Source organism: Streptomyces sp. CGMCC 4.7035 (assembly GCF_031583065.1).
Classification (GTDB): domain Bacteria; phylum Actinomycetota; class Actinomycetes; order Streptomycetales; family Streptomycetaceae; genus Streptomyces; species Streptomyces yaanensis.
Genome location: NZ_CP134053.1, coordinates 465,994 through 483,572, shown reverse-complemented (window position 1 = coordinate 483,572; position 17,579 = coordinate 465,994). Strand labels below are relative to the sequence as shown.

The following is a 17,579-nucleotide window of genomic DNA, read 5'->3' as shown; positions in this document are numbered from 1 at the left end:
GGCATGCCCCCTCCCGGGCGCTACGTTCTGCCTGGTCGACGCAGCCATGTAGGGGGGATCATGAGCCGGGACGAGGCGAGGGCCATGCGGGACGTCGAGTTGGAGAAGGACCGGGCTCGCTACGGCCTGCTCGCGGTGGTCGTCAGCAACCTCGCGATCTCCGGCGTCGCGATCTTCGGCGTCTGGCGCCTGGGCGGCGACAAGTCGGTGATCGTCGGCGTCCTGACGGCCGCCTTCACCGCCGTCAGCAGCATGACCACCGCGTACCTGGGCATCAAGGCCGTCTCCAACACCGTGAAGTCGATGGCCCAGGAGAGAGCGCCCCACCCTCAGCCCACCACGGTCCCCCAGCAGCCGAGCGGCAACTGAACGCCGGCTACGTGGAAGGCCGTACCCGCACTCACAACTCGGAGGGCGTGCGCGCCCGCAGCCGCCCCACGGCGTAAAGGGCCCCAACCCGGAGAGCGCACCCACCCGCAGCCGCGTACGCGCGGAAGGGGACGGGGCGGGGGTGTCCGCCCGCCGCGGCCGGCGCGCACCACCGGGCGCCTTCCCACCAGACGGCTTCGCGCCGGACCGAGGACGGATACCCCCGACCCGGCCCCGCCCCACCCACGGCCGCAGGCGCACCGACACCGAGCGGTCGGCCACCACAACCGGACCCACCCCCCTCCGACAGCGCCACGCCCCGCCCGGGCCCCCGCCCCGACCCACCGGCCGGCCGGCCGCAGGCGCACCGACACCGAGCGGTCGGCCACCACACAACCGGCCCCCCCTCCGACAGCGCGCCATGCCCCGGCCCGAGGAACCCTCGGTCGAACCCCCGGTCGAACCGCCGGAGGCAACCCCCACCGACACAACCACCCCCACCCCGAGCCGGTCCCCCACCCCACGGCCCCTCGCGTGGCAGGATCGAACTCGTCATGACTGCACCCACCACGCCCACTCCCGCCCCCGCCCCCACTCCCGCCCAGCCCCCGGAGGCAGCCCCAACCGGCCAAGTCGCCGACAGGGCCCTGCACGCCCCGGTCATCGCCTGGTTCGACGAGCACGCCCGCGACCTGCCCTGGCGGCGCCAGGAAGCCGGCCCCTGGGGCGTGATGGTCAGTGAGTTCATGCTGCAGCAGACGCCGGTCAGCCGTGTCCTGCCCGTCTACGAGCAGTGGATCGCCCGCTGGCCCCGCCCCGCCGACCTCGCCAAGGAACCGCCCGGCGAGGCCGTCCGCGCCTGGGGCCGCCTCGGCTACCCGCGCCGCGCGCTGCGTCTGCACGGCGCCGCCGTGGCCATAACGGAGCGGCACGGCGGCGACGTACCCACCGAGCACGCCCAGCTGCTCGCCCTGCCCGGCATCGGCGAGTACACGGCCGCGGCCGTCGCGTCCTTCGCGTACGGCCAGCGGCACGCGGTCCTCGACACCAACGTGCGCCGCGTCCTCGCACGCGCGATCACCGGCGTCCAGTACCCGCCCAACGCCACCACCGCCGCCGAGCGCAAGCTCGCCCGCGCGCTGCTGCCGGAGGACGCGCACACGGCGTCCCGCTGGGCCGCCGCCTCCATGGAGCTGGGCGCGCTGGTCTGCACCGCGAAGAACGAGACCTGCCACCGGTGCCCGATCGCCGCACAGTGCGCCTGGCAGCTGGCCGGGAAGCCGGAGCACGACGGCCCGCCGCGCCGCGGCCAGACATACGCGGGAACGGACCGCCAGGTGCGCGGCCGGCTCCTGGCCGTGCTGCGGGAGGCCGTGACCCCGGTCCCGCAGTCCGCCCTCGACCGTGTGTGGGACGAGCCGGTGCAGCGCGCCCGTGCCCTGGACGGCCTGGTCTCCGACGGCCTGGTGGAGCCCCTGCCGGGCGGCCTGTACCGCCTCCCGCTCACCTGAAGCCGCCCCGCCCGGGCGTGACGACGGCCCCGCGCAAGCGCCCGCCGTCCCACAGCGCCCGGGCGGTCCGCGCGCGCCCGGATCTCAGCCCGCCCACATCCCCCGCCTTGCTCTGTCACAGCATCACGTGCCCGCGAGGGGAACAAATCACCCCATAACCACCCCAACTCCTGCGCACCCTTACCCCGTTCCCACGGCTGTTACACAACCGACGGACAGCCGAGCGCTCCCCGCAGGCTTCTTCGGACACCCCCGTGACAACCCCTCCGTAACTTCATAGGCGTACCGCGGAAGGCGCGGTACACGAGCTGACACAGGCTCACAGGCTTTGGAGAAACCGGCACCCGGCTGTGGGCGCGGCCGGCGGACGAAGTCGGAAAACGGGGAACGGAGGCGGTTGGAATGGCGCACGGCGAGGTGCTCGAGTTCGAGGAGTACGTACGCACCCGGCAGGACGCGCTGCTGCGCAGCGCGCGTCGGCTGGTTCCCGACCCGACCGACGCCCAGGACCTGCTGCAGACCGCGCTGGTGCGCACCTACGGCCGCTGGGAGGGCATCGCGGACAAGCGCCTCGCGGACGCCTACCTGCGCCGCGTGATGATCAACACGCGCACCGAGTGGTGGCGGGCCCGCAGGCTGGAGGAGGTCCCCACCGAGCAGCTCCCGGACGCGTCCATCGAGGACGCCACCGAGCAGCACGCCGACCGCGCCCTGCTGATGGACATCCTGAAGGTGCTCGCTCCGAAGCAGCGCAGTGTCGTCGTGCTGCGACACTGGGAGCAGATGTCCACGGAGGAGACGGCCGCCGCCCTCGGCATGTCGGCCGGTACGGTCAAGAGCACGCTGCACCGGGCGCTCGCCCGGCTCCGCGAGGAGCTGGAGGCCCGCGACCTGGACGCACGCGCGCTGGAGCGTGAGGAGCGGGAGCGTTGCGCGGCCTAGGCACCGGGACCATAGAGCCCAGCGAAGCCCTCAAGGCGGCGATCACGGCGGTGGCCGTGCTCGCCGCCCTCGGGCTTTTCGTCTCCGCCTGCGCGACCGGCGGCACGGGCGCGCGGGACGAGGGTCCGGCGAGCAGCGACACGGTGGTCGCCAAAGCCGCCACGCCGTCCGCCTCGCCGACCACCCAGGAACCCACGCGTCAGGACGTGGTGAAGCTGGTCAAGAGCGACCCCGAGGTCGCGAAGGCGGTCAAGGACGCCCTGAAGCCGTGCGTGGCCGACGAGTACCCCGTCGATGTCTCCTACGGCGAGCTGACCGGCGGGCCCGTGAACGACATCGTGGTGAATGTGATGACCTGCCATGACGCCGTGGGCGTGGGGGCGTACGTGTACCGCATGGAGAACCACAGGTACGAGAATGTGTTCAAGGCTGAGGAGCCACCGGTCTACGCGGAGATAGACCGCGGTGACCTGGTCGTGACGCAGCAGTCGTACGAGAAGGGCGACCCGGTGACGTATCCCTCCATCGAGCAGGTGATCACCTACAACTGGAGGACGACCTACTTCGCCAGGGTGTCCAGTACGCAGACCCAATACAGCAACGCGGTGGGGAACGACGACACACCCGCCCCGGCCAGAAACTGAGAGCAGCGGATGGCAGAGCAGACCCACGTCCTGTTCGTCGAGGACGACGACGTCATCCGCGAGGCCACCCAGCTCGCGCTGGAGCGGGACGGCTTCGCGGTCACCGCCATGCCCGACGGACTGTCGGGCCTGGAGGCGTTCCGCGCCGACCGCCCCGACATCGCCCTGCTGGATGTGATGGTCCCCGGTCTCGACGGCGTCAGCCTGTGCCGGCGTATCCGTGACGAGTCGACCGTGCCGGTCATCATGCTGTCCGCGCGCGCCGACTCGATCGACGTCGTGCTCGGCCTGGAGGCTGGCGCCGACGACTATGTGACCAAGCCGTTCGACGGCGCCGTCCTGGTCGCGCGCATCCGCGCGGTGCTGCGCCGCTTCGGACACGCGAACGGCGCCGACCGGGCGGCCTCCGAGGACTCCTCGTCGGTGGTCGGCGGCGTACTCTCCTTCGGCGACCTGGAGGTCGACACCGAGGGCATGGAGGTACGACGGTCCGGGAAGCCGGTGGCACTCACGCCGACCGAGATGCGGCTGCTGCTGGAGTTCTCGTCGGCGCCGGGCACGGTACTGTCGCGCGACAAACTGCTGGAGCGTGTGTGGGACTACGGCTGGGGCGGTGACACCCGCGTCGTCGACGTCCATGTGCAGCGGCTGCGCGCGAAGATCGGGCAGGCCCGGATCGAGACGGTCCGCGGTTTCGGCTACAAGTTGAAGGCCTGAGCAGGAGTATGCGGGGGATTCTCGGACGTCTGGTCCCGGACGACGCGGCCATACGGACCGGCCTCAGATGGAAACTCAGCGCGGCGATCGCCCTGGTCGGCGCGCTGGTCGCGATCGCGCTGAGCCTGGTCGTGCACAACGCGGCGCGCGTGTCGATGCTCGACAACTCGCGTGACCTCGCGGACGAGCGCATCCGGGTGGCCCAGCGGATGTACGAGGCCGGACGCACGCAGGCCTTCGGAGTCAAGGTCGACGACCCGGACATCCCGGGGGACCTGATGGAGAAGGTCGCGGAGGGCCGGCGCGCCACCTATGTGTCCGAGGGCGCGCACGGGGTGCCGGACATCTGGGCCGCCGTACCGCTGAAGGACGGCAGGGTGCTGTCCCTGCACACCCGCTTCACGGACCGCGGCGCCGATGTGATGAAGGACCTCGACCAGGCGTTGATCATCGGTTCGATCGCGGTCGTCCTCGGCGGCTCGGCGCTCGGCGTGCTGATCGGCGGGCAGTTGTCGGGGCGCCTGCGCAAGGCGGCCGCCGCGGCCAACCGGGTCGCCAAGGGCGAGACCGACGTCCGCGTACGGGACGCGATCGGCGGTGTCGTGCGGGACGAGACCGACGATCTGGCGCGCGCGGTCGACGCGATGGCGGACGCGCTCCAGCAGCGCCTGGAGGCGGAACGCCGGGTGACGGCGGACATCGCGCACGAGCTGCGCACCCCGGTCACGGGCCTGCTCACGGCGGCGGAACTCCTCCCGCCCGGCCGCCCCACCGAACTGGTGTTGGACCGCGCCAAGGCCATGCGCACGCTGGTGGAGGACGTCCTGGAGGTCGCCCGGCTGGACGGGGCCTCCGAGCGTGCCGAGTTGCAGGACATCATGCTGGGCGAGTTCGTGGCCCGGAGGGTGGCCGCGAAGGACGCGGGCATAGCGGTCCGGGTGATCCACGAGTCGGAGGTCACGACGGACCCGCGCCGCCTGGAGCGCGTGCTGTTCAACCTGCTGGCGAACGCGGCCCGGCACGGCAAGCCGCCGATCGAGGTCTCGGTGGAGGGCCGGGTGATCCGCGTACGGGACCATGGTCCCGGCTTCCCCGAGGAGTTGCTGGCCGAGGGCCCGAGCCGCTTCCGCACGGGCCGCTCGGACCGCTCGGGCGTCGGCCACGGCCTGGGGCTGACCATCGCGGCGGGCCAGGCCAGGGTGCTGGGCGCGCGGCTGACCTTCCGCAACGTACGGCCGGCGGGGGCGCCGGAGCACGTACCGGCCGAGGGCGCGGTCGCGGTGCTGTGGCTGCCGGAGCACGCGCCGACGAACACGGGCAGCTTCCCGATGATGCCGCTGTCGAGCGGCTGACCTCCGGCTCTCCCGACCGGCTGTCCCGACCGACTCTTCCGACCGACTCTTCCGACCGACTCTTCCGACCGACTCTTCCGACCGACTCTTCCGACCGGCTCTTCCGACCGACTCTTCCGACCGGCTCTTCCGACCGGCTCTAACGGACCCAGTCCTTGTCCAGATCCAGGTCGCCCTCCCGCCGCTGGGTGAAGGAGAACCAGTTGCCGGAGTCGTCGCGGAACAGCGCCTCGGTGCCGTACGGGCGCTCCTGCGGCTCCTGGAGGAACTCCACGCCGCGGTCCTTGAGCTTCTTGTAGTCCCCGTGGATGTCGTCGGTGGCCAGCACTCCGGCGCCGAGGACCCCCTTGGCCACCAGCTTCTTCATCATCTCGGCGGACTCGGGGTCCATCGCGGGCGGTCCCGGCACCATGAGCGTCAGCTCGACGTCGGGCTGTTCGGGGGCGCCGACGGTGAGCCAGCGCATGCCACCCTCCCCCATGGTCATGTCGGTACGGACCTCCAGGCCGAGCTTCTGCGTGTAGAACTCCTTGGCCCGGTCCTGGTCGAGGACCCAGACGGTCGTGATGGCGAGTCCTTTGATCATGGCGTTCTCCCGGGTGCGCGGGGGCGGTTGCTTGCGTTGCCACGGTAGGCAGCGGAGGTGTCACCGCGCTTCTTCGGAATTGCTCTCCCGCTCCCGCTCCTGCGCCTGCCCCCGCCCCTGCCCCTGCCCCTGCCCCTGCTCGGCACCGGGCCGGAAGCCGCCGGCCCAGAGCATGGCGTAGCACCCGGGTATGAGGGCGGCCCCGCGGCCCACGTGCTTGGCCCGGTATTCGCTGGGGGTGAGCCCGGTCCACGCCTTGAACCGGGCGGAGAACGTGCCGACGCTGCTGAACCCCACGAGATGGCAGATCTCGGTCACGGAAAGGTTCGCGGAGCGCAGCATCTCCTCGGCCCGCTCGATCCGCCGGTGCGTCAGATACTGGCCGGGCGTCTCGCCGTACGCCGCCTTGAAGGCCCGTATGAAGTGATACCGCGAGTACCCCGCGTGCGCGGCCACGGCACCGAGGTCGAGGCCGGGGTCGGCCCAGTCCCGATCCATCGCGTCCTTGGCAAGCCGAAGCTGCCGCATCTTGTCCACGCCGTCGATGGTGACACGCAGCACCGACAACGTCCGGCGCACGCCTGGAGGGCGTTTCGCCCCCGCCGCGGCGGCCCCCGGCCGGCCCCGCACACGACCGAAGGCCCCCGGCACGGACCGCGCCGAGGGCCTTCAGGCCGAGGAGATCGCGCCGTCAGACGGCCTCTGCAACCACCGACTGCGCCCCCGCGGCGTCCCCAGCCGCATCCCCGGCCTGCTTGTCCGGCCCCGCCCCCCGCAGCGGAACCTCCTTCACGAACACCGCGGCCACCAGTGCCGCCACACCCACCACCGCGCCCAGCAGGAACGCGGAGTGCGTACCCGCAGACACCGCGTACTGGTAGGCCTCGCGCGCCGCCGCCGGCAGCTTCGCCAGGCTCGCCGCGTCCAGCTGCGCGGACTGCTCGGTGATCTTCGAACCCAGCGCGCCCGCCCGCTCGGACATCACGTCCTGCACCCGGTTATTGAACAGCGCACCCATGATCGCGACACCGAAGGAGGAGCCGAGCGTCCGCGCGAGGGTCGTGGTCGACGAGGCGACACCCATGTCCCGCATCTCGACGCTGTTCTGCGCCACCAGCATGGTGACCTGCATCAGGCAGCCCATACCGGCGCCCAGGACGGCCATGTACACACCGGAGGTGAACCGGCTCGTACCGGTGTCCATCTGCGCGAGCAGGAACATGCCCACGATCATCAGCACACCGCCGGCCACCGGGAAGATCTTGTAGCGCCCGCTGTTGGTGGTGACCCGCCCCGCGATCATCGACACGACGAGCATCGCGCCGAGCATCGGCAGGAGCAGCAGCCCGGAGTTGGTCGCGGAGGCGCCCTGCACCGACTGCTGGTACAGCGGCAGGAACAGCACCGCACCGAACATCACGAAGCCGGTGATGAACCCGATGAACGACATCAGCGAGAAGTTGCGGCTGCGGAAGATGTGCAGCGGCACGATCGGCTCGGCGGCCTTGGTCTGCCAGAGCAGGAACCCGACGAGCGAGGCGACGCCGAGCCCGATCAGCTCCATGATCCGCGCGGAGCCCCAGGCGTACTCGGACCCGCCCCAGGTGGTGACCAGCACGATCGAGGTGATGCCTACGGTCAGCAGTCCGGCGCCGAGATAGTCGATACGGGCCTGGGCGCGCTTCTTCGGCAGGTGCAGCACGGCGCTGATGGCGAGCAGGGCGACCACGCCGAGCGGCAGGTTGATGTAGAACGCCCAGCGCCAGCCCCAGTGGTCCGTGATCGTGCCGCCGACCAGCGGTCCGCCGATCATCGCGAGCGCCATGACGCCGGCCATCATGCCCTGGTACTTGCCGCGTTCCCGGGGCGGGATCAGATCGCCGATGATGGCCATGACACCGACCATGAGGCCACCGGCACCAAGGCCCTGAATGGCCCGGAAGCCGATGAGCTGGCCCATGTCCTGGGCCATGCCGCTGAGCGCCGACCCGATCAGGAAGATCGCGATCGAGGTCATGAAGGCGCCCTTGCGCCCGTACATGTCGCCGAGCTTGCCCCACAGCGGGGTGGAGGCGGCGGTCGCGAGCGTGTACGCGGTCACCACCCACGACAGGTGTTCGAGCCCGCCGAGCTCGCCCACGATCGTCGGCATCGCCGTGCCCACGATCATGTTGTCGAGCATCGCGAGCAGCATCGCGATCATCAGCGCGAGCAGGACCACTCGCACGCTGCGTGGTTGCTTCTCGCCTTCGGCCGGTGCCGCGTTCTCCGCCATGGTCCCCACTCCCTGGGTACTGCGCGCCGTCGGCCACTTACCTGCCGCCCGGCTAGTTCACTACACTGAGGGAAGGTAGCCCCGTAACTAGCCGGGCGTCAAGTAAGTTTCCGGGGGCTTGCGCCCGTCGTCCGGCAGGTAGGTTTTCCGCGAGTACGAGGGGCGCGAGGAGTACGAGGATGGGCGGCACCACCATGGACGGCACCAAGCGGCAGCGGCGCGGCGACACCCGCCAGCGCATCCAGGACGTGGCGCTCGAACTCTTCGCCGAGCAGGGGTACGAGAAGACCTCGCTGCGCGAGATCGCCGAACGCCTGGACGTCACCAAGGCCGCGCTCTACTACCACTTCAAGACCAAGGAAGAGATCCTGGTCGGCATCTTCGAGGACCTGACCCGGCCCATGGACGAGCTGATCGAGTGGGGCAAGTCGCAGCCGCACAGCCTGGAGACCAAGCAGGAGGTGCTGCGCCGCTACAGCGAGGCGCTGACCGGCGCCGCCCCGCTCTTCCGCTTCATGCAGGAGAACCAGGCCACGGTCCGGGAACTGAGCATCGGCAACCAGTTCAAGGACCGCATGCTGGAGATGCGCGACATCATCAGGGACCCGGACGCCTCCCTGACCGACCAGGTCCGCTGCGTCAGCGCGCTGTTCAGCATGCACGCGGGGATGTTCGCCCTCCAGGAGGTCGAAGGCGACCCCGAGGACAAGCGCAAGGCGGTCCTGGAGGTCGCCATCGACCTGGTGACGCAGGCGCACTCGGGCGCTCAGGCGTCGTAAGCCGCAAGGGCCGCCTCTCAGACGGTCACGCCCTTGGACCGCAGGAAGGCGGCGGGATTGACGGCGGACCCGTAGTTCGCGGTCTTACGTATCTCGAAGTGCAGATGCGGACCGCTGGAGTTGCCGGTGTTGCCGGAGAGAGCGATGCGCTGCCCGGTGGCGACGACCTGACCGACCCTCACGTCGACGCGCGAGAGATGGGCGTACTGGGAGTACGTGCCGTTGGCGTGCTTGATGACGATCGCGTTGCCGTACGCGGGCCCGTCGCCCGCGCCGTTGCCACCGGCCTTGACGACCGTACCGCCGTGCGCGGCGACGACCTTCGTCCCGGTCGGAACAGCGAAGTCCTGCCCGCTGTGAGTGGACTTCCACATGCCGCCGGCCTGGTTGAAACGGGCGGACAGCTTGTAGTTCTTGACCGGGTGGACCCAGGACGCGGAGCCGGCCGCGGTGCTACCGGCGGCGGCCGCGACCCCGGCCCCCCACACGGCCGAGGCTCCCGCACCGGCGGCCAGCACGGCGGCCCAGCAGCGGAGTCGGGACGTACGGGACGAGTAGGACGTGGCGCGCTTCGACATGAACACCTCGGGAAGTCGGGGACTTGACCATCCCTTGGTAAACCACATCCCCACGAAGCCCAAAATACGTAAAGTACGACGCTGTTTAGTATCTCATCGGAAATTTCCCCGAACCTTGACAGTGCGGATAAACATCGTGCACCCCACCCACAAGGCATGATTCCGACATTGACCCCACTCCAAGAGCCGGAACCAAAAGTCCCTTTTGCCCGAATAGGCTCTTCCACTATCCCGCTTAGGACCGACCACATCGGCTGTGCGGCTTGTCACCAGCCGGCCATACCCGGAAAAGGGGCTGCCCCGGGACCGAAGTCCCGGGGCAGCCCCTTTCTTTCAGGCGAAGCGCCGAGCGCTTACGCCTCCTTGCTCAGGTTCGGCCCGGCGCCGCCGGCCGCCTGCTCGATCGGCGGGACGTCCGGCAGTGCCGACTTCTCCTCGCCGCGGAAGGTGAAGGTCTGGGTTTCGCCCTCGCCCTCCGTGTCGACGACCACGATGTGGCCCGGACGCAGCTCCCCGAAGAGGATCTTCTCGGACAGCGTGTCCTCGATCTCGCGCTGGATCGTACGGCGCAGCGGCCGGGCGCCCAGCACGGGGTCGTAGCCCTTCTTCGCCAGCAGCTCCTTGGCGGACTGGGCGAGCTCGATGCCCATGTCCCGGTCCTTGAGCCGCTCGTCGACCTTGCCGATCATCAGGTCGACGATCGCCAGGATGTCGGCCTGAGTCAGCTGCGGGAAGACCACCACGTCGTCGACGCGGTTGAGGAACTCGGGGCGGAAGTGCTGCTTGAGCTCGTCCGAGACCTTGTTCTTCATGCGCTCGTAGTTGGTCTTCGTGTCACCCGCGGCGGCGAAGCCCAGGTTGAAGCCCTTGGAGATGTCCCGGGTGCCGAGGTTGGTCGTCATGATGATGACCGTGTTCTTGAAGTCCACGACCCGGCCCTGGGAGTCGGTCAGGCGACCGTCCTCCAGGATCTGCAGCAGCGAGTTGAAGATGTCCGGGTGGGCCTTCTCGACCTCGTCGAAGAGGACGACCGAGAACGGCTTGCGGCGCACCTTCTCCGTCAGCTGGCCGCCCTCCTCGTAGCCCACGTAACCGGGGGGCGAACCGAAGAGACGCGACACCGTGTGCTTCTCGCTGAACTCCGACATGTCGAGGGAGATCAGCGCGTCCTCGTCGCCGAAGAGGAACTCCGCCAGCGCCTTGGACAGCTCGGTCTTACCGACACCGGACGGGCCCGCGAAGATGAACGAACCACCGGGACGCTTCGGGTCCTTCAGACCCGCACGCGTACGACGGATCGCCTTCGAGAGCGCCTTGACGGCGTCCACCTGGCCGATGACCCGCTTGTGGAGCTCGTCCTCCATGCGGAGCAGGCGGCTGGACTCCTCCTCGGTGAGCTTGAACACCGGGATGCCCGTGGCGGTGGCCAGGACCTCGGCGATCAGCTCGCCGTCGACCTCGGCGACGACGTCCATGTCGCCGGCCTTCCACTCCTTCTCCCGCTTGGCCTTCGCCGCCAGCAGCTGCTTCTCCTTGTCACGGAGAGAAGCCGCCTTCTCGAAGTCCTGGGAGTCGATGGCCGACTCCTTGTCCCGGCGGACGGCCGCGATCTTCTCGTCGAACTCGCGGAGGTCCGGCGGCGCGGTCATCCGGCGGATGCGCATCCGGGATCCGGCCTCGTCGATCAGGTCGATCGCCTTGTCCGGCAGGAAGCGGTCCGAGATGTACCGGTCGGCCAGGGTGGCGGCCTGGACCAGGGCCTCGTCCGTGATGGAGACGCGGTGGTGCGCCTCGTACCGGTCACGCAGACCCTTGAGGATCTCGATCGTGTGCGGCAGGGACGGCTCCGCGACCTGGATGGGCTGGAAGCGGCGCTCCAGGGCCGCGTCCTTCTCCAGGTGCTTGCGGTACTCGTCCAGGGTCGTCGCACCAATGGTCTGCAGCTCACCGCGGGCCAGCATCGGCTTCAGGATGGAAGCCGCGTCGATGGCGCCCTCGGCGGCACCCGCACCGACCAGCGTGTGCAGCTCGTCGATGAACAGGATGATGTCGCCGCGGGTGCGGATCTCCTTGAGCACCTTCTTCAGGCGCTCCTCGAAGTCACCGCGGTAGCGGGAGCCGGCGACCAGCGCGCCCAGGTCCAGGGTGTAGAGGTGCTTGTCCTTGAGGGTCTCGGGCACCTCGCCCTTGACGATGGCCTGCGCCAGGCCCTCGACGACCGCCGTCTTGCCGACGCCGGGCTCGCCGATGAGCACCGGGTTGTTCTTGGTCCGGCGGGACAGCACCTGCATGACCCGCTCGATCTCCTTCTCGCGCCCGATGACCGGGTCGAGCTTGGACTCACGAGCGGCCTGGGTGAGGTTCCGGCCGAACTGGTCCAGGACCAGAGAGGTCGAGGGCGTGCCCTCGGCCGGGCCGCCCGCGGCGGCGGTCTCCTTGCCCTGGTAGCCCGACAGCAGCTGGATGACCTGCTGGCGGACACGGTTGAGGTCTGCGCCCAGCTTGACCAGGACCTGGGCGGCGACGCCCTCGCCCTCACGGATCAGGCCGAGCAGGATGTGCTCCGTGCCGATGTAGTTGTGGCCCAGCTGAAGGGCCTCTCGGAGCGACAGCTCCAGGACCTTCTTGGCACGGGGGGTGAAGGGAATGTGGCCGGACGGGGCCTGCTGGCCCTGGCCGATGATCTCCTCCACCTGCTGGCGGACCGCCTCGAGCGAAATCCCGAGGCTCTCCAGGGCCTTAGCGGCGACACCCTCACCCTCGTGGATCAGGCCCAGGAGGATGTGCTCGGTGCCGATGTAGTTGTGGTTGAGCATCCGGGCTTCTTCCTGAGCCAGGACGACAACCCGCCGCGCGCGGTCGGTGAACCTCTCGAACATCGTTAATCGCTCCTCAGAGCGGTCAGGCAGTGAGGGGACGCTCCCCTCGCTGTCCTTCCGCAGCTTAGTCCCGCAAGCGGGGACCGCTCATTCCAACTGCCGACACCGTCCTTGGCCTCCTGACCCCGAACGCCGACATCTGCTCCAACCCGATGGTGCGAGACGATGTTCCCGCAGGCCAGGCAGATACCCCACTCGCCAGTACGCCGTTGGCGAACGTGAGACGGCCTCTCCTGCGTGTCGCCCCCTCCCACTAGGGATGTCTTACCCGTACGGACTGACACTCCATGCCGCGCGCACCGGTTCCCTCCGCTACGGGCGAACATCCTTGCGCCGCCGCACACCCCCGTATGCCCTCTTTTTCCGACACTCTGCGCAATCGACTCACCACCCAGCGTAACTCGGTGCCGACTTCGGCTGTTGCTCCTGGCATGGCCCGCCCATCGCCCGACCACCACCCCTCGAAGAGTCGCTCCGATTCACCTCCTCCTGCCACAGTGCCCCTTCCGCGGCGGCCGCTCCACCCGAGCGACGCGGTGCGTCAGTGGTACGAGGACGAGCTGGGCTGGACGAGCGTGCCCGGAAGGCCGGTGCGGCTGGTCACGGGCCTGCGCTTCGACGTCCTGGAGGTCCCTGCGGAGGCGGGGTTCGCCGCGCTGCGGCACCTGGGGCCGGCGTCCCCGGTGGCGCTGCACGGAGAGCGGATGCGGCTGCTGGTGGCCGCGGGCAGCGCGGAGGAGCTGCCGGGGCTGCTCGACTGGCTGGAGTGGGGCGCTCTGGCCCTGGATCTCACGGCGACCGGCGCGGGCGGGCACATCGAGGCGCCTCTGCCGCCGGGGTGGGCCCCGGCGGCGGTGTCCCCGGGCCTGGCCGGCGCCCCGGGATCCCGGCCGCTTCCCCTGGGCCGGATCCGTTCACAGGGGGCCGCCGTCTGGCTGCGGCCCCCTGAGCCGGGGTGCGAGATGGAATTCCTTTTGCCGACTCTGTCGGCATTGGGGGGCGGTGGGGGCGCCCCCGATCTGGTACGGCTGGTCGACACGATGGCGACGCACTGCCATCGGGTCCGGCTGCGGCGCGCGAGCGCTCAGCCGTTCGCCTTCTCGTAAGCCTCGCGGATGGACGCCGGAACACGGCCACGGTCGTTGACCTCGTAACCGTTCTCCTTCGCCCAGGCGCGGATCTGCGCGGTGTCCTGGCTGCCACCGGAAGCGGCACGGGTCTTGCCACGCCCACCTGCCGCACGGCCTCCGGTACGGCGGCCGCCCTTCACGTAGGGGTCGAGAAGGCCACGGAGCTTGTCCGCGTTGGCGGTCGTGAGATCAATCTCGTACGTCTTGCCGTCCAGTGCGAACGTCACGGTCTCGTCCGCCTCGCCACCGTCGAGGTCGTCGACAAGAAGGACCTGAACCTTCTGTGCCACCGGATTTCCTTTCATCGATAACTTCAGGGCCGAGGGTCTGCGGCTTGTGCCGCTTGTTTCGCGCCCCCTGTTATATGCAGTACTGCAGTACGTCGGAAAGCAAACCGCTTTTGCTGGAAAAACACAAACCCCTGGGAGAGACCGACGGACGACCGGGAGACCGGAAACATGCGCGTTTCGGACATAGGGAACCTGGGCAAGCCTGTCCGGCTGAAGCACCGCCGAATACTCCCGGGCGATCCCTTGACCATCTCGTGGCGATCACAGATGCAGAAGCATCCGGCTGTTGCCCAAGGTGTTCGGTTTCACTCGTTCGAGACCGAGGAACTCCGCCACACCCTCGTCATAGGAACGCAGCAGCTCGGCGTAGACATCGGTGTCGACCGGTGTCTCGCCGATCTCGACGAAGCCGTGCTTCCCGAAGAAGTCCACTTCGAAGGTCAGACAGAAAACCCGGCGAACGCCGAGCCAGCGGGCGGTGTGCAGCAACTTCTCCAGCAACTGATGCCCGACACCGAGACCCTTCGCCTCGGGCATCACCGCGAGAGTGCGAACTTCCGCCAGGTCTTCCCACATGACGTGCAGGGCACCGCAGCCCAGGACCTCGCCGTTGTCGTCGCGCTCCGCCACCCAGAACTCCTGGATGTCCTCGTAAAGCGTCACCGTCGCTTTGTCGAGCAGGATGCCGCGCCGCACGTAGGCGTCGAGGAGGCGGCGCACCGCCGGGACATCGCTCGTCCTGGCCCGTCGGACAGTGATGGCTTTTGCGGTGACTTCGGGGCTCTCTGCTGGCATGAGCGGACGCTATCGCCCGTTGCCGTCCTCGGCGGCGGCGGGGTTCTTCTCCTCGCGCATCTCCGCGGCGTTCTTCCCCGGGTTCCCGTGGGGCTTCCCGCCCGGGTTCGTATCCCGGTTCGTGTCCGGCTTCGTGCCCGTGTTCGCGTCCGAACGATCCGTGGGCTCGGCGGATTCGCGGGATTCGGGCTCCGGTGCGGTGGCCGTTTCGGTGCTCGGGGGCTCCGGGACGCTCTCCGGGCCTTGCACGATGCGTACGGCGTCCCTCAGTGCCCCGCGCTGTTCGTCGCTCATCATGCCGAAGAAGGCGACGAGTGCGGCGGCCGGGTTGTCGCTCTGCGACCAGGCATCGTTCATCAGTGCGGCCGCGTAGGCGGCACGAGTGGAGACCGCCTCATATCGATAGGCCCGGCCTTCCGCCTCACGGCGCACCCAGCCCTTCTGATGGAGATTGTCCAAAACGGTCATCACCGTGGTGTACGCGATGGACCGTTCCTGTTGAAGGTCTTCCAGGACTTCTCGAACGGTCACCGGGCGGTTCCACTTCCACACCCGCGTCATGACCGCGTCTTCGAGTTCTCCCAATGGGCGAGGCACGCTCAGCACAATAGTGGGAGATGTCACCAATGGCCCGCCGGACGTGCACTTTCACGGCGAATGGCAACAAAAAGGGCGTACGACTCGATAGGTTCGGGAGTCGTACGCCGCGGCGGCTCGGAGGGATGCCGGGAGTGGCGAAGCGGGCGCCGGGCGGCGCCGGGGACGGGCTCCGGGTCAGGTCAGACCTCGGTGTCACGGGCGGCCTTGGGGGCGCCGTCCGTGTGCGCGAGGGCCGCGTCGACGGCCGCGTCCTCCTTGGCCTTGTTGGCGCCGCCCTGGGTCTTCACGATCACCCTGATCAGCCCGATGAAGAAGACGGCCATGACGACCGGGGGCACGAGCGCGGAGACGTAGTCCATGCGTCCAGAGTAGCCAGGCCCTGTCCGATCGATCCCGGTCGGGTGGGCGTTACCGGATGAGGGCAGGTACGGCAGGAACGGGCGGGTACGGCGCCGCCCGGCGACGGCTTCAGCCGGCGACCAGTTGCCGCTCGGAGTGCGCGGGAGGGGCCGGTTTCCGCTTCGGCGGGAAGACCTCGCCGGGGGTGGGGATGGGGCGCGACGGGCGCGGGGTCCCCGGCTCGGGGGGCGGGCCCGGCTTCTCGGGCCTTTCGGTCGGCTTGTCGGCGGGTTTGCGGGCGGGGCCATCCGCCGACTCCGGCGCTCCCGCCCGGCCGCCCCGGAGCGCCGTGAGACGAACCCGGGAGGTGGGGATCATCGCCGTACGGAGGGCGAGGCGGGCGCGTGCGTCGCGTTCGGCGAGGGCGCCGCAGTGGTCGAGGAGGGCGGCGACGGCGGGAGTGCCGCGCAGGGAGCGCAGGGCGGCGAGGTCGTCCGGGAGCGGGCGGTAGCCGGCCCCCAGCGCCTCCTCCAGGAGGGCGCAGTAGCCGGCTACGGCGCCCGGGAGGCCCGCCCGGTAGCGGGCGAGGTCGGCCAGCAGAAAGGCCCTCAGACGGGCGCCCTCGCGCACCGCCTCGTCGACGGACTCGGCGAGGCGGAGGCAGTCCTGGACGTCCTCGGCGGAGGCGGTACGGGGCTGGAGGGCGAGGGCGAGGGCACGGCGGAGCACACGCAGCTCCTCCGCGCCGAACGCCAGGCCGCCGCGGGATCCGTGTGGCGTGGGCATGCGGGGACGCTACCGCTAATCGGACAAAACCGGCCCCCCGCGGGGCCGTGTCGCTTCAGGGTTCCCCCAGGTGGGGGGAGCCTCCGCCTCTTCGCCGTGGGCGGTGTCGGCTCGACGGCGCGTGCGGGTCGTGTGTGGTTGCTCGCGCCCACGCGGCGGAGCCGCACAACGTCACGGCCCCGCGCCCCTAAAGGGGCGCGTTCGCCCCTCACATACGTGACACGTTCCGTTCGTATACCAAGCGCAGGCCGATCAAGGTCAGCCACGGTTCGTGTTCGTCGATGACCGAGGACTCGCCCAGGACCATGGGGGCAAGGCCTCCCGTCGCGATGACCGTGACGTCGTCCGGGTCGTCCGCCAGTTCGCGGGCCATGCGGCTCACGACCCCGTCGACCTGTCCGGCGAACCCGTAGATGATGCCCGCCTGCATCGCCTCGACGGTGTTCTTGCCGATCACGCTCCGCGGCCGTGCCACCTCGATCTTCCGCAGCTGCGCGCCCTTGACCCCCAGCGCCTCGACCGAGATCTCGATACCGGGCGCGATGACGCCGCCGACGTACTCCCCGCGCGCGCTGACCGCGTCGAACGTCGTCGCCGTACCGAAGTCCACGACGATCGCCGGACCGCCGTAGAGCTCGACCGCGGCGACCGCGTTGATGATGCGGTCCGCGCCGACCTCCTTGGGGTTGTCGGTCAGGATCGGCACCCCCGTCTTGACGCCCGGTTCGACGAGAACCGCGGGCACGTCGCCGTAGTAGCGCCGTGTCACTTCGCGCAACTCGTGCAGCACCGACGGCACGGTCGCGCAGATCGCGATGCCGTCGATGCCGTCGCCCAGTTCCTCGCCGAGCAGCGGGTGCATGCCCATCAGGCCCTGGAGGAGCACCGCGAGCTCGTCCGCCGTGCGGCGCGCGTCCGTGGAGATGCGCCAGTGTTCGACGATGTCCTCGCCGTCGAACAGGCCCAGGACGGTGTGCGTGTTTCCTACGTCGATGGTCAGCAGCACG

At 69.7% G+C, this 17,579-nt stretch carries 19 protein-coding genes; 8 read left to right on the top strand and 11 right to left on the bottom strand.

The window, feature by feature from the left end; translation table 11 throughout:
• The first annotated feature begins 60 nt into the window (after nucleotides 1-60).
• The 6 genes from Q2K21_RS02080 (at nucleotide 61) to cseC (ending at nucleotide 5,535) form a co-directional block, all read left to right on the top strand.
• Complete coding sequence (locus tag Q2K21_RS02080) at nucleotides 61-369, top strand: hypothetical protein (RefSeq protein ID WP_310763337.1); 309 nt, start codon at nucleotides 61-63, stop codon at nucleotides 367-369.
• A 554-nt stretch (nucleotides 370-923) separates the two neighbouring features.
• Nucleotides 924-1,880, top strand: coding sequence for an HhH-GPD family protein (locus tag Q2K21_RS02075; protein ID WP_310763336.1), 957 nt, complete (start codon nucleotides 924-926; stop codon nucleotides 1,878-1,880).
• 402 nt (nucleotides 1,881-2,282) lie between these two features.
• Nucleotides 2,283-2,822 carry a SigE family RNA polymerase sigma factor gene (locus tag Q2K21_RS02070; protein ID WP_310763335.1) on the top strand — a complete coding sequence of 180 codons (540 nt, stop codon included), beginning with the start codon at nucleotides 2,283-2,285 and terminating at the stop codon, nucleotides 2,820-2,822.
• The gene (locus Q2K21_RS02065) at nucleotides 2,810-3,466 is read left to right on the top strand and encodes a hypothetical protein (RefSeq protein WP_310763334.1); all 657 of its coding nucleotides are present in this window, start codon (nucleotides 2,810-2,812) and stop codon (nucleotides 3,464-3,466) included. The genes Q2K21_RS02070 and Q2K21_RS02065 overlap by 13 nt, the downstream gene beginning before the upstream one ends.
• Nucleotides 3,467-3,475: 9 nt before the next feature.
• The gene (cseB, locus tag Q2K21_RS02060) at nucleotides 3,476-4,183 is read left to right on the top strand and encodes a two-component system response regulator CseB (protein ID WP_310763333.1); all 708 of its coding nucleotides are present in this window, start codon (nucleotides 3,476-3,478) and stop codon (nucleotides 4,181-4,183) included.
• Between the two features lie 8 nt (nucleotides 4,184-4,191).
• Nucleotides 4,192-5,535: a two-component system sensor histidine kinase CseC gene (gene cseC / locus Q2K21_RS02055; protein ID WP_310763332.1), complete on the top strand. Its 1,344-nt coding sequence runs from the start codon at nucleotides 4,192-4,194 to the stop codon at nucleotides 5,533-5,535.
• A gap of 139 nt (nucleotides 5,536-5,674) precedes the next feature.
• Here the strand turns inward: cseC and Q2K21_RS02050 are convergent, their stop codons facing one another.
• The 3 genes from Q2K21_RS02050 to Q2K21_RS02040 all read right to left on the bottom strand — a co-directional run bounded on the left by Q2K21_RS02050 (nucleotide 5,675) and on the right by Q2K21_RS02040 (nucleotide 8,396).
• Nucleotides 5,675-6,121, bottom strand: coding sequence for a VOC family protein (locus Q2K21_RS02050; RefSeq protein ID WP_310763331.1), 447 nt, complete (start codon nucleotides 6,119-6,121; stop codon nucleotides 5,675-5,677).
• A 60-nt stretch (nucleotides 6,122-6,181) separates the two neighbouring features.
• Nucleotides 6,182-6,649, bottom strand: coding sequence for a helix-turn-helix transcriptional regulator (locus tag Q2K21_RS02045; protein ID WP_310780549.1), 468 nt, complete (start codon nucleotides 6,647-6,649; stop codon nucleotides 6,182-6,184).
• A gap of 163 nt (nucleotides 6,650-6,812) precedes the next feature.
• Nucleotides 6,813-8,396 (bottom strand): MDR family MFS transporter, encoded by a 1,584-nt coding sequence (locus Q2K21_RS02040; RefSeq protein WP_310763330.1) that lies wholly within the window; start codon nucleotides 8,394-8,396, stop codon nucleotides 6,813-6,815.
• Nucleotides 8,397-8,575: 179 nt separating this feature from the next.
• Between Q2K21_RS02040 and Q2K21_RS02035 the strand changes: the two genes are divergently transcribed.
• Nucleotides 8,576-9,175 carry a TetR/AcrR family transcriptional regulator gene (locus Q2K21_RS02035; RefSeq protein WP_310763329.1) on the top strand — a complete coding sequence of 200 codons (600 nt, stop codon included), beginning with the start codon at nucleotides 8,576-8,578 and terminating at the stop codon, nucleotides 9,173-9,175.
• 17 nt (nucleotides 9,176-9,192) lie between these two features.
• Here the strand turns inward: Q2K21_RS02035 and Q2K21_RS02030 are convergent, their stop codons facing one another.
• Both Q2K21_RS02030 and Q2K21_RS02025 read right to left on the bottom strand, forming a co-directional pair.
• Entirely contained in the window at nucleotides 9,193-9,753 is a 561-nt protein-coding gene (locus Q2K21_RS02030) for a M23 family metallopeptidase (RefSeq protein ID WP_310763328.1), read from the bottom strand.
• 353 nt (nucleotides 9,754-10,106) lie between these two features.
• Nucleotides 10,107-12,632 (bottom strand): ATP-dependent Clp protease ATP-binding subunit, encoded by a 2,526-nt coding sequence (locus tag Q2K21_RS02025; protein ID WP_310763327.1) that lies wholly within the window; start codon nucleotides 12,630-12,632, stop codon nucleotides 10,107-10,109.
• A 431-nt stretch (nucleotides 12,633-13,063) separates the two neighbouring features.
• Between Q2K21_RS02025 and Q2K21_RS02020 the strand changes: the two genes are divergently transcribed.
• On the top strand, nucleotides 13,064-13,738 hold the full coding sequence (locus tag Q2K21_RS02020) for an SCO3374 family protein (protein ID WP_386275943.1): 675 nt from the start codon (nucleotides 13,064-13,066) through the stop codon (nucleotides 13,736-13,738).
• On the opposite strand, the gene Q2K21_RS02015 is transcribed toward Q2K21_RS02020, so the two are convergent.
• From Q2K21_RS02015 to Q2K21_RS01990, 6 genes are all read right to left on the bottom strand, one after another.
• Entirely contained in the window at nucleotides 13,717-14,052 is a 336-nt protein-coding gene (locus tag Q2K21_RS02015; RefSeq protein WP_310763325.1) for a histone-like nucleoid-structuring protein Lsr2, read from the bottom strand. The genes Q2K21_RS02020 and Q2K21_RS02015 overlap by 22 nt on opposite strands.
• Nucleotides 14,053-14,313: 261 nt before the next feature.
• Nucleotides 14,314-14,847 (bottom strand): amino-acid N-acetyltransferase, encoded by a 534-nt coding sequence (locus tag Q2K21_RS02010; protein WP_310763324.1) that lies wholly within the window; start codon nucleotides 14,845-14,847, stop codon nucleotides 14,314-14,316.
• A 9-nt stretch (nucleotides 14,848-14,856) separates the two neighbouring features.
• The gene (locus Q2K21_RS02005; RefSeq protein WP_386275947.1) at nucleotides 14,857-15,408 is read right to left on the bottom strand and encodes a BlaI/MecI/CopY family transcriptional regulator; all 552 of its coding nucleotides are present in this window, start codon (nucleotides 15,406-15,408) and stop codon (nucleotides 14,857-14,859) included.
• 218 nt (nucleotides 15,409-15,626) lie between these two features.
• Complete coding sequence (locus tag Q2K21_RS02000) at nucleotides 15,627-15,806, bottom strand: hypothetical protein (protein WP_310763323.1); 180 nt, start codon at nucleotides 15,804-15,806, stop codon at nucleotides 15,627-15,629.
• 109 nt (nucleotides 15,807-15,915) lie between these two features.
• Entirely contained in the window at nucleotides 15,916-16,572 is a 657-nt protein-coding gene (locus Q2K21_RS01995; protein WP_310763322.1) for a hypothetical protein, read from the bottom strand.
• Nucleotides 16,573-16,780: 208 nt separating this feature from the next.
• On the bottom strand, nucleotides 16,781-17,578 hold the full coding sequence (locus Q2K21_RS01990) for a type III pantothenate kinase (RefSeq protein WP_310763321.1): 798 nt from the start codon (nucleotides 17,576-17,578) through the stop codon (nucleotides 16,781-16,783).
• Nucleotide 17,579 lies beyond the last annotated feature (1 nt).

Coding starts and splice junctions, on each gene's coding strand:
- Q2K21_RS02080 (WP_310763337.1), top strand. CDS start 61: ATGAGCCGGGACGAGGCGAGGGCCATGCGGGACGTCGAGTTGGAGAAG.
- Q2K21_RS02075 (WP_310763336.1), top strand. CDS start 924: ATGACTGCACCCACCACGCCCACTCCCGCCCCCGCCCCCACTCCCGCC.
- Q2K21_RS02070 (WP_310763335.1), top strand. CDS start 2,283: ATGGCGCACGGCGAGGTGCTCGAGTTCGAGGAGTACGTACGCACCCGG.
- cseB (WP_310763333.1), top strand. CDS start 3,476: ATGGCAGAGCAGACCCACGTCCTGTTCGTCGAGGACGACGACGTCATC.
- cseC (WP_310763332.1), top strand. CDS start 4,192: ATGCGGGGGATTCTCGGACGTCTGGTCCCGGACGACGCGGCCATACGG.
- Q2K21_RS02050 (WP_310763331.1), bottom strand. CDS start 6,121: ATGATCAAAGGACTCGCCATCACGACCGTCTGGGTCCTCGACCAGGAC.
- Q2K21_RS02045 (WP_310780549.1), bottom strand. CDS start 6,649: ATGCGGCAGCTTCGGCTTGCCAAGGACGCGATGGATCGGGACTGGGCC.
- Q2K21_RS02040 (WP_310763330.1), bottom strand. CDS start 8,396: ATGGCGGAGAACGCGGCACCGGCCGAAGGCGAGAAGCAACCACGCAGC.
- Q2K21_RS02035 (WP_310763329.1), top strand. CDS start 8,576: ATGGGCGGCACCACCATGGACGGCACCAAGCGGCAGCGGCGCGGCGAC.
- Q2K21_RS02030 (WP_310763328.1), bottom strand. CDS start 9,753: ATGTCGAAGCGCGCCACGTCCTACTCGTCCCGTACGTCCCGACTCCGC.
- Q2K21_RS02025 (WP_310763327.1), bottom strand. CDS start 12,632: ATGTTCGAGAGGTTCACCGACCGCGCGCGGCGGGTTGTCGTCCTGGCT.
- Q2K21_RS02020 (WP_386275943.1), top strand. CDS start 13,064: ATGGCCCGCCCATCGCCCGACCACCACCCCTCGAAGAGTCGCTCCGAT.
- Q2K21_RS02010 (WP_310763324.1), bottom strand. CDS start 14,847: ATGCCAGCAGAGAGCCCCGAAGTCACCGCAAAAGCCATCACTGTCCGA.
- Q2K21_RS02005 (WP_386275947.1), bottom strand. CDS start 15,408: ATGACGCGGGTGTGGAAGTGGAACCGCCCGGTGACCGTTCGAGAAGTC.
- Q2K21_RS02000 (WP_310763323.1), bottom strand. CDS start 15,806: ATGGACTACGTCTCCGCGCTCGTGCCCCCGGTCGTCATGGCCGTCTTC.
- Q2K21_RS01995 (WP_310763322.1), bottom strand. CDS start 16,572: ATGCCCACGCCACACGGATCCCGCGGCGGCCTGGCGTTCGGCGCGGAG.